Source organism: Nissabacter archeti, from assembly GCF_018257325.1.
In the GTDB taxonomy this organism is placed as follows: domain Bacteria; phylum Pseudomonadota; class Gammaproteobacteria; order Enterobacterales; family Enterobacteriaceae; genus Chimaeribacter; species Chimaeribacter arupi.
Genome location: NZ_JAERKB010000005.1, coordinates 160,092 through 174,241 on the forward strand (window position 1 = coordinate 160,092; position 14,150 = coordinate 174,241).

14 protein-coding genes are annotated in these 14,150 nt (G+C 58.3%); 4 read left to right on the forward strand and 10 right to left on the reverse strand.

The window, feature by feature from the left end:
• Positions 1–56: 56 nt before the first annotated feature.
• Positions 57–449: an 8-oxo-dGTP diphosphatase MutT gene (gene mutT, locus JK232_RS08305; RefSeq protein WP_072928856.1), complete on the forward strand. Its 393-nt coding sequence runs from the start codon at positions 57–59 to the stop codon at positions 447–449.
• Between the two features lie 45 nt (positions 450–494).
• Here the strand turns inward: mutT and yacG are convergent, their stop codons facing one another.
• From yacG to coaE, 3 genes are read right to left on the reverse strand one after another with little or no spacing between them, the layout of a single operon-like run.
• Complete coding sequence (gene yacG, locus JK232_RS08310; protein ID WP_072928858.1) at positions 495–695, reverse strand: DNA gyrase inhibitor YacG; 201 nt, start codon at positions 693–695, stop codon at positions 495–497.
• Positions 696–725: 30 nt separating this feature from the next.
• The gene (gene zapD, locus JK232_RS08315; protein WP_101827969.1) at positions 726–1,478 is read right to left on the reverse strand and encodes a cell division protein ZapD; all 753 of its coding nucleotides are present in this window, start codon (positions 1,476–1,478) and stop codon (positions 726–728) included.
• 5 nt (positions 1,479–1,483) lie between these two features.
• Positions 1,484–2,095 carry a dephospho-CoA kinase gene (gene coaE / locus JK232_RS08320; RefSeq protein WP_072929091.1) on the reverse strand — a complete coding sequence of 204 codons (612 nt, stop codon included), beginning with the start codon at positions 2,093–2,095 and terminating at the stop codon, positions 1,484–1,486.
• Positions 2,096–2,400: 305 nt separating this feature from the next.
• Here coaE and JK232_RS08325 point away from each other — a divergent pair, with 305 nt between their 5' ends.
• Complete coding sequence (locus tag JK232_RS08325; protein ID WP_072928862.1) at positions 2,401–3,441, forward strand: GMP reductase; 1,041 nt, start codon at positions 2,401–2,403, stop codon at positions 3,439–3,441.
• A 164-nt stretch (positions 3,442–3,605) separates the two neighbouring features.
• On the opposite strand, the gene hofC is transcribed toward JK232_RS08325, so the two are convergent.
• From hofC to nadC, 4 genes are all read right to left on the reverse strand, one after another.
• Positions 3,606–4,811 carry a protein transport protein HofC gene (gene hofC, locus JK232_RS08330; RefSeq protein WP_212589055.1) on the reverse strand — a complete coding sequence of 402 codons (1,206 nt, stop codon included), beginning with the start codon at positions 4,809–4,811 and terminating at the stop codon, positions 3,606–3,608.
• On the reverse strand, positions 4,804–6,234 hold the full coding sequence (gspE, locus tag JK232_RS08335; RefSeq protein WP_212589082.1) for a type II secretion system protein GspE: 1,431 nt from the start codon (positions 6,232–6,234) through the stop codon (positions 4,804–4,806). The genes hofC and gspE overlap by 8 nt, the downstream gene beginning before the upstream one ends.
• Positions 6,234–6,671 carry a prepilin peptidase-dependent pilin gene (ppdD, locus tag JK232_RS08340; RefSeq protein WP_101834047.1) on the reverse strand — a complete coding sequence of 146 codons (438 nt, stop codon included), beginning with the start codon at positions 6,669–6,671 and terminating at the stop codon, positions 6,234–6,236. The genes gspE and ppdD overlap by 1 nt, the downstream gene beginning before the upstream one ends.
• Positions 6,672–6,900: 229 nt before the next feature.
• Positions 6,901–7,791, reverse strand: coding sequence for a carboxylating nicotinate-nucleotide diphosphorylase (gene nadC / locus JK232_RS08345; protein ID WP_072928867.1), 891 nt, complete (start codon positions 7,789–7,791; stop codon positions 6,901–6,903).
• Between the two features lie 126 nt (positions 7,792–7,917).
• Between nadC and ampD the strand changes: the two genes are divergently transcribed.
• Positions 7,918–8,469 (forward strand): 1,6-anhydro-N-acetylmuramyl-L-alanine amidase AmpD, encoded by a 552-nt coding sequence (gene ampD, locus JK232_RS08350; protein WP_072928869.1) that lies wholly within the window; start codon positions 7,918–7,920, stop codon positions 8,467–8,469.
• Positions 8,470–8,513: 44 nt separating this feature from the next.
• Positions 8,514–9,368, forward strand: a complete 855-nt coding sequence (gene ampE, locus JK232_RS08355; protein ID WP_072928871.1) for a beta-lactamase regulator AmpE — start codon at positions 8,514–8,516, stop codon at positions 9,366–9,368.
• 175 nt (positions 9,369–9,543) lie between these two features.
• On the opposite strand, the gene JK232_RS08360 is transcribed toward ampE, so the two are convergent.
• The 3 genes from JK232_RS08360 to JK232_RS08370 form a co-directional block, all read right to left on the reverse strand.
• Entirely contained in the window at positions 9,544–10,500 is a 957-nt protein-coding gene (locus JK232_RS08360; RefSeq protein WP_212589056.1) for a glycoside hydrolase family 43 protein, read from the reverse strand.
• Positions 10,497–11,927 (reverse strand): glycoside-pentoside-hexuronide (GPH):cation symporter, encoded by a 1,431-nt coding sequence (locus tag JK232_RS08365; protein ID WP_212589057.1) that lies wholly within the window; start codon positions 11,925–11,927, stop codon positions 10,497–10,499. Before JK232_RS08365 ends, JK232_RS08360 begins: the two co-directional genes overlap by 4 nt.
• A 238-nt stretch (positions 11,928–12,165) precedes the next feature.
• On the reverse strand, positions 12,166–13,518 hold the full coding sequence (locus JK232_RS08370; protein ID WP_072928877.1) for an amino acid permease: 1,353 nt from the start codon (positions 13,516–13,518) through the stop codon (positions 12,166–12,168).
• Between the last annotated feature and the right edge of the window lie 632 nt (positions 13,519–14,150).

The following is a 14,150-nucleotide window of genomic DNA, read 5'->3' on the forward strand; positions in this document are numbered from 1 at the left end:
TTCAGAGAAGAGCGGTGGCCAGACAAGGCTGGCGCTCACAACAAAAGGAGACGCGTGTGACATTAAAACACCTGACGATTGCCGTCGGTATCATCCGTAACCCTCGCCATGAAATCTTTATTACCCAGCGTGATGCCGGTTCCCATATGGCAGGCTTTTGGGAGTTCCCCGGCGGCAAAGTTGAAGCCGGTGAGACGCCGGAACAGGCCCTGATACGTGAGCTGGACGAAGAGACCGGCATTGTGCCGGTTTCAGTGCAGCCGCTGAAAAGCGTGGAGCACGCGTTTGACGATCGCCGCGTCACCCTCCATTTCTTTCTTGTCGAGGCGTGGCAGGGCGAACCCTATGGCCGTGAAGGGCAACCGATGCGCTGGGTCCCGCAGCACGCATTACGGGAAGAGGATTTCCCCCCGGCCAATGCGGCCATCATCGCCTTACTGAAAGCCTGATTATCCTGTCCGGCGCGCCCTGTCGGGCAGCGCCGTCAGCCGGCCTCAGCGCTCGTCCTCTTCACTCCACTTTTCAGAATCATTGATGTCGGTCTGGCTGGGGATTCGTTTCTCTTCGTCTGCCCATTCACCGAGGTCAATTAACTGACAGCGCTTGCTGCAAAATGGGCGGTAGGGGCTCTCTTCACCCCAGACCACCGGTTTCTGGCAGGTCGGGCAGTTGACGATAGTCTGTTCGGTATCCATGTGTTCTCCTAAAAATAAACCGGGCAGCACCTAGCAGCAGGCAAGGGTGAAGGAAAGGCGCGCCGGTACCTGTCCGCGTTCGCTATCCAGTGATAAAAAGCGAATGGCGTAACGGGTTTTGTGGCCTGAAATCTGTGGGTAAATCTGGTGCTCCAACGCCACCCGTAACCGCAACAGGTCTGCATCTTCCGCATTATCCTGGAAGAAGCCGTTCAGGCTGATCTGGTTTTTGAAGGGGCCGGACTGGCGGATCAAATCCAGGATAATCGTCAGTGCGTCGCTCAATGGCGCAAGGGTCGCCAGCCAGCTGTTTACCTGGCTGTTACGCGCTTCCTGATCCAGATGCAGCCACATATGCAGCGTTGGCAAGTCAAAACTGCAACAGCCGCCGGGAATGCTCAACCGCTGTTTAACCAGGCTGATTAACCGATCCTCACGCAGTGACTGCCCCAGCCGCGGGGCAGCCATCAGGGCGGTAGAGCGTTGTTTCAGTTGCTGGCGCAAGGCTTCAACCCGGCTCATATCCACGCCCGGCACGTCTGCCCATACCCGTAACTTCTGCTGTTGACGTTCCAGCTCTTTGACCAGCTCGGTGCGGACTTCACCGCGCTCCAGAACGTCCAGCAGGTCAGAGATGGTACGGAAGAAGGCGAGGGCGGTAGCAATATCACGCAACACCGGGTACTGATGCAGTTGTTGCAGTAAAAACTCAATACGCAGCCAGGTGCGCATTTTCTCATTCAGGGGGTGTTCAAACAGAACGCTGGGGGAAAGGTCACTCATGTCTATTAATCCTGTTGGGTTGCCGCCGCCAGTTGCAGGTAATACTGGTGAAGGGCAGCAACGCGCGGTTCGATCGCTGAGGGATCGCCGCTGTTATCAATCACATCGTCGGCACAGGCCAGGCGTTGTTCGCGTGTCACCTGTGCGGCAAGAATATTTTCGGCCTGCCGGCGTGTTACCCCGTCGCGCGCAGTGGTCCGGGCCAGCTGCGTCTCACGGTCAACATCGATCACCAGCACCCGGTCAGCGCGGGTCTGGAGGCCATTTTCGATCAGCAACGGCACCACCCACAGCACATAGGGCGTGGTGGCCTGCTGAATACAGCGTTGTGTCTCTTGCTGGATCAGCGGATGCAGCAAGTTGTTCAGCCACGTTTTTTCCGTGGGATCGGCAAAGATGAGCTCGCGCAGGCGGGCGCGGTTAAGGCTGCCGTCAGGGTGCAGCAACGCCTCACCGAAATGCGCCGCAATGGCGGCGAGGGCCGGCGTTCCCGGTTCCACGACCTGACGGGCAATCACATCAGCGTCAATCACCGTTACACCTAAGCGGGAAAACGCATTTGCCACGGTACTTTTGCCACTGCCGATGCCGCCTGTCAGTGCAACAAGGTAGCTCATGGTCATGCTCTCACTAAGAAGGATAGACGAAACATCATGATACCTAATGGAACCTTTTACTGCGGCAGTGTGCACAGGGCGTTTTTTTGGACTGCCGTACAGTAATAATCGTGAGCAGTGTCACGCCGGATTTATCTAGTTAAATTTCTGTGATTGTAGCGTAAATAAAGTCAAATTCGCAGACTTGTTCGGCGATTATTCCGGCGTATGATGACGTCACTGGGAATGGCAGCACGACTTTTCGCGCACCTTTCTGCCCGATCACCTTTTTGCGATCCGTCGCCTACGACCAGGAAACCGTCACTATGCGTATTGAAGAAGATGTAAAACTCGGCTTTAAAGATGTCTTGATCCGCCCGAAACGCTCTACGCTGAAAAGCCGCTCTGACGTTGACCTGCAACGCCGCTTCACCTTTAAACATGCCGGTGCCGCCTGGTCGGGCGTACCGATTATTGCCGCCAATATGGACACGGTCGGCACCTTCCGTATGGCAACCGTTCTGGCCTCATTTGATCTGTTAACGGCTGTGCATAAACACTACAGCGTTGAGCAGTGGCGCACCTTTATTGAAGGGGCAACAGACGAGGTGCTGAACCATGTGATGGTGTCTACCGGCACCTCAGAAGCTGACTTTGTTAAAATGAAGCAGATTCTGGCACTCTCCCCGGCATTAAAATTCATCTGCATCGATGTGGCTAACGGCTATTCCGAGCATTTTGTTGCCTTCCTGCAACGGGCGCGCGAAGCCTGTCCGGATAAAGTGATCTGTGCCGGGAATGTGGTTACCGGTGAAATGGTGGAGGAGCTGATCCTCTCCGGGGCTGACATTGTCAAAGTCGGTATTGGCCCCGGTTCTGTTTGCACCACGCGGGTAAAAACCGGCGTAGGCTACCCACAACTCTCCGCCGTTATCGAATGTGCGGATGCTGCCCACGGGCTGGGCGGGCAGATTGTCAGTGACGGGGGCTGCGCCGTACCGGGTGATGTGGCCAAAGCATTTGGCGGCGGCGCGGATTTCGTCATGCTCGGCGGGATGCTGGCCGGCCATAATGAATGCGAAGGCACCATCGTGGAAGAGAACGGCCAGGAGTTTATGCTGTTCTACGGCATGAGTTCTGAGTCCGCCATGAAACGCCACGTCGGCGGCGTGGCAGAGTACCGCGCTGCTGAAGGCAAAACGGTAAAACTGCCCCTGCGCGGGCCGGTTGACCATACCGTCCGTGACATTCTGGGCGGGCTGCGCTCCGCGTGCACTTATGTCGGGGCTGAGCGGCTGAAAGAGCTGACCAAGCGCACCACCTTTATCCGGGTGGCCGAGCAGGAAAACCGTCTGTTCGGGCAGTAACGCCTCTTTGCATCGGCAGCCGGAAGGCAACGCCCGGCTGCCGATGTCTCCTCTCACTGGTTCCTGATGTTTAATCGCTGATTCCTGCGCCCGGCACCCTGATTCCTGCGCTGTGTACGCGTTTGGTAACCGCTATCATTGCATTTACCCACTACTCACTTCATTTACCCATTGCCCATCACACTGCCCAGCTGGAAAATCGGCAGGTACATGGCGATCACCAGCCCACCCACGATGCAGCCCATCACCACCATCATCAGCGGCTCCAGCGTTTGCGCCAGCCCCTCAGCCTGTTGCATGGTTTGCTGTTCGTACCATTGCGCCAGCCTTGCCAGCAGGGTGTCCAGTGAGCCGGACTCCTCACCGACCCGGGTAAGCTGCCGGCACAGTGGGGTAAACAGCGGCTCTGCGGCAATCGCCTGGTGCAGAGGCACACCCTGGCTCACCTGTTGCTGAACCCGCATCACGGCCTGCTGGTAACAGAGATTGGGAACGGCTCTGGCTGCCGCCTGCAAACCGGTAAGCAAGTCCAGCCCGGCCCGCTGGGTCAGGGCCAGCGTCGAAAAAATCTGGGCAATGCTGCCGCCCTGAATCAGCCCGGCCATCAGGGGCAGGCGCAACAGCAGTTGCTGTTCCCGTTGTTGCCAGCGCGGCTGGGGATGGAGCCGGAAACCATACCCCAGTGCTGCCATCACCAGCAGCATAAGCAGCCACGGTCCTTGTGTGATAAGCCAGTGAGAACAGCTTATCAGCACCTGGGTAAACCACGGCAGCGGGGTATTAAAGCTCTGGTAAATCGCTGCAAAAGCCGGCAGCACCAGCGTCAGCATCAGGATGCAAACCAACAGCGCAATTGCACTGACAATCAGCGGGTAACGTACCGCCTTGCTGATCCTTTGGCGCAACCGCTGGGCCCGCTCCTCCAGCTGAGAAAATTGCTGGCAGCAGTGATCGATATTGCCTGTCAGCTCACCGACTTCCATCATCTGGAGACAGATAGCCGGAAACACCGCGGGGTAACGTGCCAGCCCCACTGAGAGCGGCAGGCCGTCTGCAATCCGGGCCGCCACGTCCTGCAAAACACAGCGCCAGCCCGGCCTGGGGTGCCCCTCCGCCAGCAGGGTGAGGCTCTCCATCAGCGGCAGCCCGGCTTGCAGCAGGGTAGCCAGTTGCTGAAACAGCGCAGTGCGCTCCGTAGGTGTCCAGTCGCGTTTACGTAACCGGCCCAGAGACACGATCCGCAGCGGTTGCAGCCCCTGATCGATAATCTGTTCAAGCACCGCCTGCTTACCGGCAGCCAGCAGATCGCCCTGTTGAAACTGCCCCTGAAGGTCTATGGCTTGCCACCGGAACAGGCAAAGGTCAGCCATCTTGTGCCCCCACCACCCGGTACACTTCCTCCAGTGACGTGGTGCCCTCTGCCGCCAGGGCCAGGCCCACATCCAATAACGAGGCCTGGCCCTGATGCCGGGCAATCTCTGCCAGCTCCTGTACCGTGGCCTGCCGGGTTAACGCCTGTTGAATTTCCGGGGTGACCACCAGCATTTCATATAAACCGGTACGGCCATAGTACCCGGCACAACAGTGGTCACAGCCTGCCGCCCGCCAGGGAAACAGCGGCCCGCCGGTGCTTCCCGGCGGCAGGGGCGACGGGTCAGGGCTGCGGGTGCGGCAATAGGGGCAGAGGCGGCGCACCAGTCGCTGGGCGATCACCAGCTTCAGGCAGGAGGCGATAAGGTAGCCCTCAATGCCCATCTGGTTCAGCCGCACCAGCGTCTCAGTTGTTGAGTTGGTATGCAGCGTCGACAGCACCAGATGCCCGGTCTGCGCGGCATTCACCGCAATCTCTGCGGTTTCCGCATCACGGATTTCACCCACCATGATGATGTCCGGGTCCTGGCGCAGCAGCGCCCGCAGAATGCGCGCAAAGCTCAGTTCTGCTTTCGGGTTGACCTGCGTCTGGTTGATGCCCTCCACCGGAATCTCGACCGGATCTTCCACACTACAGAGGTTATGCGCCGGGCTGTTGAGCTGCTTCAGCCCACTGTAGAGCGTGACGGTTTTGCCGCTGCCGGTCGGGCCGGTGACCAGAACCAGCCCCTGTGGCTGCGCCAGCACGCGCCGGAAACAGGCCAGCGCCTCCGGCGTCATGCCTAACTGCGCTATATCCGGTGCCTGTTGCGGCCCTTGTTGCAGGCGCAACACCAATTTTTCACCGTACAGGGTCGGTAAAGAAGAGAGACGCAGGGCGAGCGGCTGCCCACCGCACTGCACGGTACACTGCCCATCCTGCGGCAGGCGTCGCTCGGCAATATCCAGCTTGCCCATTACTTTAAGGCGCGCAATGATCTGGTTGCCCAACTCAGCCGGTGGCGGGGCGCTCTCCTGTAAGACGCCGTCAATCCGCAGCCGCAGGCGATAATGCCCGGCATACGGCTCAAGGTGAATGTCTGAGGCTCGTCGCTGCAACGCCAGCAGCAACATCTCCCGGATAAAGAGGGCTGCCGGGGTATTGTCATCCGTCGGTGCGGCATCTGCCGGAGCATGAAAGGGGCCAGGCGACGCTGCCGTCGTCTCAGGTGCTGTCTGCCGGGCCTGTTCCAGGCGTGCCGCAGGCCAGCACTCCGTGTGCAACGCCTGTGGGCAGGCAAAGCGCAGGGCTTCGCTGAGCGCGTCCAGCACGTCAGCCTGCGCCGCGACATGCAGATGCTGCGCATCATGGCGGATAATCACCGCCTGATACCGAGCGCAAATCCGGCGCAGCGCGGCCGTTTGTTCTTCGGTGACCGGCATCATGCATTCCCCGCCTCAAACCGGAATACCTCTTCGCACAGCGTTTGCAACTCACCCGTTGCCGCACACCGGCGCTGCCATACCAGCCCGCCGGCCTGCGCGTCCGGCACCGGGGTCATGGTCACACTCAGGCCATTCAATGCGGCCTGCCCGGTCAGGGTAATAACGCCGTTAGTCACCGTCACACCGCTGACATAGTGAGTGGATTTACTGGCTGGGATCCCCGCTGTGCCGAGGTTGCAGCCGGTTAACGCCCCCTGTTCAATGGCGCAAAGTTCCGTCGCCATTTTGTAAGGGGTCATCGCCTGCAGCATGTCGGTCAGGGCGGCTTTCTGGATGTAACTCTGGTAGGCCGGTATGCCGACGGCACTCAGGATTGCGATGATGGCAATCACCACCATCAACTCGATCAGGGTAAACCCTTGTTGGTAATGCATATGTTCACTCCGCTGGATTAAGGTGCCGCCACGGTAAGCATCCGGGCTGCGGGGTGCCAGCGGCAAGGCTTCAGTGTTCGGCGTGGCCCGGAATAAAAAACCGGTATTCAGCGGGTTACAAAAAAGAGTGGAATCAGGATCGCAGGCTGTGAGGAATGGAAAACCGCAGGAGAAAAAGAGGCGTATAACAGCGCAACAGCTCCCGGTATGGCGGCCGGGAGCCGGTCACTCAGCGGAAACGCATGGAGAGATCCATCGCCCGGAGGTGTTTGGTCAGCGCACCGACGGAGATGTAATCTACCCCGGTTTCGGCAAACTGGCGCAGGGTGGCATCAGTGACATTGCCGGAGACTTCCAGCTTGGCGCGCCCCTGGGCCAGGGCGACGGCCTCGCGCATCATCTCCAGGCTGAAGTTGTCCAGCATGATGATGTCTGCCTCGGCATCCAGAGCCTGACGCAGCTCATCGAGGGTTTCGACTTCGACCTCGATCGGCACGTCCGCATGCATCCAGAATGCCTTTTCCACGGCCTGTTTGATGGAGCCGGAAGCGATGATGTGGTTTTCCTTGATCAGGAACGCATCAGAGAGGCCGAGGCGGTGGTTGCCGCCGCCACCGCACAGCACGGCATATTTCAGCGCGGTGCGCAGGCCGGGCAGCGTTTTGCGGGTGTCGAGCAACTGGGTACGGGTGCCTTCCAGCAGCGCGACATAACGGCTGACTTCCGTGGCCGCGCCGGAAAGGGTCTGGACAAAGTTAAGGGCGGTGCGCTCACCGGTCAGCAACAGGCGGGCAGGGCCGCTGAGTTCACACAGGAGCTGGTCAGGCGTGACCTGGTCGCCGTCTTTGACATGCCAGGTGACGTGCACCTGATTATCGAGCTGGATAAACACCTCATTCAGCCAGCGCGCACCACAAAAAATACCTGCCTCGCGGGTGATGATCGTGGCCTCTGCCTGCTTGTCTGCCGGCAGTAATTGCGCAGTCAGATCACGGCCGGCATCCACATCGCCGCCGAGATCTTCGCGTAACGCCTGTGCAACCAGGTATGGAATATCATGTTGGATACGGTTGAGTAATTCAGTCCGGCGGCTCTCGGCACTGTAGCTGCGGGTTGGCATGAAAATCTCCGAAATGGCGGATTAGGGGGTAGGGGAAACATGCTACCCTGTTGCCCGGATAAGTACCATATCGGGCCGTGACGCGTACCGGCCACAGGCAATACCCGGCCACGGGGAGGGGAGAGGATGGAACTGGAAAAAGGGTGGCTGACCGGGGTCAGAAAAGTGGTGTCGCCGCATTATGATCAACGCCCGGCGGATACCGTGCCGAGCCTGTTGATTATTCATAATATCAGCCTGCCGCCCGGCCGGTTTGGCGGCCCGTATATTGACCAGCTGTTTACCGGCACGCTGGATCCGCAGGCGGACCCGTTCTTTGCAGAGATCCATACCCTGCGGGTCGCTGCCCACTGCCTGATCCGGCGTGATGGCGAGATCGTGCAGTATGTCTCTTTCAACGATCGTGCCTGGCACGCGGGGGTGTCACAGTGGCAGGGGCGTGAGCGCTGCAACGATTTCTCCATCGGTATTGAGCTGGAAGGCACCGACACGCTGCCGTTTACCGAGGCACAATACCGGAGCCTGACTGATGTCAGCGAATTGTTAATTAGCGCGTATCCTATTACTGTAGAAAACATTACCGGCCACAGTGATGTGGCGCCAGGGCGCAAGACCGACCCCGGCCCGGCATTTGACTGGGCGGGTTATCGTCAGCGACTCAGTGCCGTGCAGCCATAAGGCACCCGGTTGGATACGCGTGAAATAAGGGGATACTTCGGCAGATGACGCTTTTTACTTTATTGCTGGTTTTAGCATGGGAGCGCCTGTTTAAACTGGGCGAACACTGGCAGCTCGATCACCGGCTGGAGCGGGTTTTCCAGCGCAGCCGGGGCGCGTCATGGCCGAAAACGGTGCTGATGCTGTTGTGCTGGCTCGGTGTGGTGTGGGGCATTTTATGGGTGGTGCACGGGTTATTCTTCGGTGTGCTGACGCTGCTGCTGTGGGTATTGATTGGCCTGCTGTGCATTGGTGCCGGCAGTAAACGCCGCCACTACCGCGCGTACCTGAAAGCCGCCCGGCAGGGGGATGCCCGTGCCTGTGAAAATCTGGCAGGTGAGCTGGCGCTGATCCACGGCTTGCCGGTGGATTGCTCCCAGGAGCTGCGGTTGCGTGAACTGCAAAATGCGCTGCTGTGGATTAACTTCCGCTACTACCTGGCCCCGCTGTTCTGGTTTGTGCTGTGCGGGCCTTACGGGCCCGTGGCGCTGGCCGGGTACGCTTTCCTGCGCGCTTACCAGAGCTGGTTGGCGCGCTACGGCTCGCCGCTGCTGCGGGCGCAATCCGGCATTGATGCGCTTTTGCATCTGTTGGACTGGGTGCCGGTGCGGCTGGCCGGGGTTGCCTATGCGCTGCTGGGGCACGGTGAACGGGCGCTGCCGGCGTGGTTTGCCTCAATCTGGGATCGTCGTACGTCGCAATATACCGTGCTGACCGGGCTGGCCCAGTTCTCGCTGGCGCGTGAGCCGCATCTGGACCCGATTCAGACCCCACGTGCGGCGGTAGCGATGGCGAAAAAGGTGACCATGATCATCGTAGTCGTGGTGGCGCTGCTGACCATCTACGGCACATTAACCTGACCTGACCTGACCTGACCTGACCTGACCTGACGGCGGAACCGGGCAGCAGGTAACGGGCAACAAATAAAAAAGCACGGCGCGCCGTGCTTTTTTGTGGCCGGCGTTAACCGGCCTTCTCAGGATGCGGGGGCGTTGCATCAGTCTGCTCATTTCACTGATGCGACGCCGTGCGCCGTCAGCGGTTATCCGCAGGCGGCACGCCGAATACCGGCATCCCTTGTTTGTCCCACTCGAGATCTTTAATGCGGGTGTGGCGGTTAGGATCGTAAAGCGGATCGCCTTCAATCTCGGTGTAGTTACGGGCATGGTAAACCAGCACATCACCACCCTGCGCATTCACGGTAAAGCTGTTATGCCCCGGCCCGAACTGGCGGTTTTCCCAGCTGGTGGTAAAGACCGGCGTGGGGGATTTCTGCCAGCTGGCCGGGTTCATCAGGTTACTGTGAATATCCGCCCAGAGCAGGCCGATGCAGTAGTTCTCGTCGGTGGCGCTGGCGGAATAACTGATGAAAATCCGTTCGCCATGCACAATGACCGCCGGCCCCTCATTCACCCAGAAGCCGCGCGTTTCCCACTCCAGCTCCGGTTTGCTCAGCATGACCGGAGTGCCTTTCAGCCGCCAGGCATTCTCCATTTCACACAGGTAGAGGTTGGAGTTGCCGCGGATCGCCGGGTCTTTCTGCGCCCACAGATAGTAACGTTTCCCCTGGTGCTCAAAGGTGGTGGCATCCAGTGAAAAGCTGTCGAACTGGGTATAGATGCGCCCGCGCTCAATCCAACGGCCGCGCAGCGGGTCATCCTCCGCGCACTCCAGTGCATACATCCGGTGCTGGAACAGGCCGGCAACGATGGTTTTTGACGGCGCAGCGGCAAAGTAGATGATCCATTTGCCGTCGACCCGGTGCAGTTCCGGTGCCCAGATAAGCGCACTCATCGGGCCGTTTTCCGGCTTGCGCCAGACAATGTACGGCTCGGCGGTCGCCAGCGCCTCCAGTGAAGGCGCACGGCGCAGCTCCAGCCGGTCATATTCCGGCACCGAGGCAATAAAGTAGTAGTGTCCGTCATCATGGCGATAGATAAACGGGTCGGCACGCTGGGTAATCAGCGGGTTAGGGTAACGTGTTACGGTCATGCCTGCGGCTCCTTATCTGCGGCAATCAGGGCGGCACCCCCAGGGTGCTTGCTGCCCTTGTACTGCGCCAGCTCACGGTAGTTCTGGCGGCGTTTTTCCAAATCAAGCTGAATCTGTGCCATCAGGCTGCGGTCAACTTTCAGCAGGCGAACCACCCCGGCGGTGATCAGGTAACCCACCCCCGGGATCACGGTGAACAGCAGCACAATGCCGTTCACGGCAGACGCGCTCTGTTGTTTCGCCCCGGCATCATAACCATAGAACGAGAGCAGGAAGCCCACCATCGCCCCGGCAATCGCCAGCCCGACTTTCAGGAAGAACAGGTTACCGGAGAAGCTGATGCCGGTGATGCGTTTGCCGGTTTTCCACTCGCCGTAATCATCCACGTCAGCCATCAGTGACCAGTGCAGCGGGGACGGGATCTGGTGCAGGATGTTCAGCACAAAATAGGCGACCAGAATCAACGGGGTGAGGTGCGGGTCAAGGAAGTAAAAGCCGCTGGAGAAGATCGCCAGCACGATGTTGGTCCAGAAGAAGACTTTCAGCTTGCAGAACTTGTCGGTCAGCGGCTTGGCCAGCGCGGCGCCAATCATCATGCCGACCACGCCCAGGCTGATAAAGAAGCTGGCGAAGGAGGCGGATTGCCCCATCACCCAGGTGACGTAGTACATGGTGGCCGCCATGCGGATAAAGCCGGGGCAGACGTTGCACAGCGTCAGCAGCAGAATGCGCACCCACTGGTCATTTTTCCACACATCTTTCATGTCTGATTTCAGCGCATCACGGCTCGGCACCGCCGGCTGAATGCGCTCACGCACCGTGGCAAAGCAGAACAGGAACATAAACAGCGCAATCACTGCCATCACGCCCATCGACATCTGGTAGCCGCGCGCCCGGTCATCACCGCCAAAAAACTCTGCCATCGGCAGCAGGGTAGAGGAGAGGATCAGGGTGGCGATGCCGACCATAAAGAAGCGGTAGGACTGGCAGGAGACGCGCTCATGCGGGTCAGCGGTGATCACCCCGCCCAGTGAACAGTAAGGAATATTGATGGCGGTATAGGTCAGAGACATCAGGAAATAGGTGACAAAGGCATAGATCACCTTGCTGTTGTAGCTCCACTCCGGGGTGGTAAACATCAGCACACTGAACAGCACATAGGGCACGGAAATCCAAAGCAGGTAAGGGCGGAAACGCCCCCAACGGCTTTCGGTGCGGTCAGCAATCGCCCCCATAATCGGGTCTGTGACGGCATCGATAACCCGCACGGAGAGCAGCAATACGCCCACCAGCGCCGGTGCCAGGCCAAACACATCGGTATAAAAATAGTTGAGAAAGAGCATGATGGCGCCGCCAATCATGTTGCAGCCGGCGTCGCCCATCCCATAGCCAATCTTCTCTTTAATCGAAAGCGCCCCACCTTTCATGGATCTTTTCTCCGTGATGGATAAAAACTGCGTCAGGCGACGATTATTGCGCCCTCTGCCGCACACTATGCAGAAGCCGATGGTTATAGAGATGGACAAATCAGTCACGCTGGTGAAAGTGTGAGATTGTTAGCAAGTTAACAACAAACTTGGTTATTTATTAACAGGGTTAACCGGCGACAGAAGAAAACGGGCATAAAAAAGCCCGGCCGGAGCCGGGCTGTCAAACAGGGGGGTGTTAACCGCGTTTACGGGTAAACATAAAGCCGATGCCGAGAACAACCAGCCAGACTGGGATCAGCATCACCGAGATACGGATGCCCGGCGTCAGGTACATGATCACCAGAATCGCGGCCATAAAGACCAGGCAGAGGTAGTTGCTGAACGGGTACCAGAACGCCTTGAACTTCGGCTCAATGCCTTGCAGGCGTTTCACCTTGCGGAACTTCAGGTGCGCGAGGCTTATCATCGCCCAGTTAATCACCAGCGCGGACACCACCAGCGCCATCAGCAATTCGAACGCTTTGCCCGGCATCAGGTAGTTGATCAGCACACAGAGTGCGGTGGCCAGCGCGGAGATACCAATCGCGGCCACCGGCACGCCACGGCGGTCCACGCTCATCAGCGCTTTCGGGGCGTTGCCCTGTTTCGCCAGGCCGTACAGCATCCGGCTGTTGGAGTAGACGCAGCTGTTGTACACCGACAGCGCCGCCGTCAGTACCACGATGTTCAGCACCGTCGCCACCACATTGCTGTTCAGCGCGTGGAAGATCAGCACGAACGGGCTGCCGCCTTCCACCACTTTGCCCCACGGGTAGAGTGACAGCAGGATCGCCAGCGAGCCGATATAGAAAATCAGGATACGGTAAATCACCTGGTTGGTGGCTTTCGGGATGGTGACGTCCGGGTTATCCGCTTCCGCCGCCGTGATGCCGATAAGCTCCAGCCCGCCGAAGGAGAACATGATCACCGCCATCGCCATCACCAGCCCGCCGATACCGTTCGGGAAGAAGCCGCCCTGCGCCCAGAGGTTGGTCACGGTGGCTTCCGGGCCGCCGTTTCCGCTCAGCAGCAGCCAGCCGCCAAACACGATCATGCCGACAATCGCCACGACTTTAATAATGGCGAACCAGAACTCCATCTCGCCATAGATTTTGACGTTGGTCAGGTTAATGGCGTTGATTAGCACAAAGAACACCGCGGCGGTGACCCAGGTCGGGATCTCCGGCCACCAGTACTGGATATAGATACCGACGGCGGAAAGCTCTGCCATCGCCACCAGCACATACAGCACCCAGTAGTTCCAGCCGGAGGCAAAGCCTGCAAAGTTACCCCAGTATTTATAGGCGAAATGGCTGAACGACCCGGCGACCGGCTCCTCAACCACCATTTCCCCTAATTGACGCATGATCAGGAAGGCGATAAAGCCCGCGACCGCGTACCCCAGCAGCACGGAAGGGCCTGCCATTTTAATTGTCTGTGCGATGCCCAGGAAAAGCCCGGTACCAATTGCACCACCCAGGGCAATAAGCTGAATGTGGCGGTTTTTCAGCCCACGTTTCAGCTCATCACCATGCTGTTTATCAACCATTTACTGTCCTCTGTCACTTGGGGCAAACGTCTTACAGGGGGCGTGACCCGCCACTTGTAAGAAGATAGTTACAGTTATTGTATTAATAGGTTTACGGAGCGGAAATAAGGAAGAGACGCCGTACGCTACCGTTGCGGCCAGAATAGTGGTAAGCGAAAAAGTTTGCACCTGGTTTCTGAATGTAACTGCCTAATTAGCGACCGGTTAGTACCGCCGCCGGAAAAACCGCCTGCGACAGGGCAGCGGTCATCGAATGTTCATCACCCGCATGAATAATCCGCTTAAAGTTTATTAATGGTATGACCGCTTTTTTGCGGGCCCCGGTATCCGTGATTTTGCCCCCCAACATGACCATTGCATGATTATGCGTAATTTCGGCGGATTCAGGCGGGGTTATGCAGGTTGTTACGTTTCAGCAGCGGGGCTTAATTGTTTCGTAAACGTTAAAAATTGATCTGCATCAAAATTGGTCATACCAAGCGTTGGCGGGGGCTTTGATCGGGTTAGGTAAAATCTTTGTTAAATTGTGCGAGCAAGGCGCTTTTCATTCGTGCGATATGGACAGAAGGTGAATACTTTGTTAGTTTACGGGCACGTTTTATAAATTGGTATTACCAATTTACTACGCGCTT

Bases quoted from the DNA above. Each gene is read 5' to 3' on its own strand.
- yacG (WP_072928858.1), bottom strand. From the start codon at position 695: ATGGATACCGAACAGACTATCGTCAACTGCCCGACCTGCCAGAAACCG.
- zapD (WP_101827969.1), bottom strand. From the start codon at position 1,478: ATGAGTGACCTTTCCCCCAGCGTTCTGTTTGAACACCCCCTGAATGAG.
- coaE (WP_072929091.1), bottom strand. From the start codon at position 2,095: ATGAGCTACCTTGTTGCACTGACAGGCGGCATCGGCAGTGGCAAAAGT.
- JK232_RS08325 (WP_072928862.1), top strand. From the start codon at position 2,401: ATGCGTATTGAAGAAGATGTAAAACTCGGCTTTAAAGATGTCTTGATC.
- hofC (WP_212589055.1), bottom strand. From the start codon at position 4,811: ATGGCTGACCTTTGCCTGTTCCGGTGGCAAGCCATAGACCTTCAGGGG.
- gspE (WP_212589082.1), bottom strand. From the start codon at position 6,234: ATGCCGGTCACCGAAGAACAAACGGCCGCGCTGCGCCGGATTTGCGCT.
- ppdD (WP_101834047.1), bottom strand. From the start codon at position 6,671: ATGCATTACCAACAAGGGTTTACCCTGATCGAGTTGATGGTGGTGATT.
- nadC (WP_072928867.1), bottom strand. From the start codon at position 7,791: ATGCCAACCCGCAGCTACAGTGCCGAGAGCCGCCGGACTGAATTACTC.
- ampD (WP_072928869.1), top strand. From the start codon at position 7,918: ATGGAACTGGAAAAAGGGTGGCTGACCGGGGTCAGAAAAGTGGTGTCG.
- ampE (WP_072928871.1), top strand. From the start codon at position 8,514: ATGACGCTTTTTACTTTATTGCTGGTTTTAGCATGGGAGCGCCTGTTT.
- JK232_RS08360 (WP_212589056.1), bottom strand. From the start codon at position 10,500: ATGACCGTAACACGTTACCCTAACCCGCTGATTACCCAGCGTGCCGAC.
- JK232_RS08365 (WP_212589057.1), bottom strand. From the start codon at position 11,927: ATGAAAGGTGGGGCGCTTTCGATTAAAGAGAAGATTGGCTATGGGATG.
- JK232_RS08370 (WP_072928877.1), bottom strand. From the start codon at position 13,518: ATGGTTGATAAACAGCATGGTGATGAGCTGAAACGTGGGCTGAAAAAC.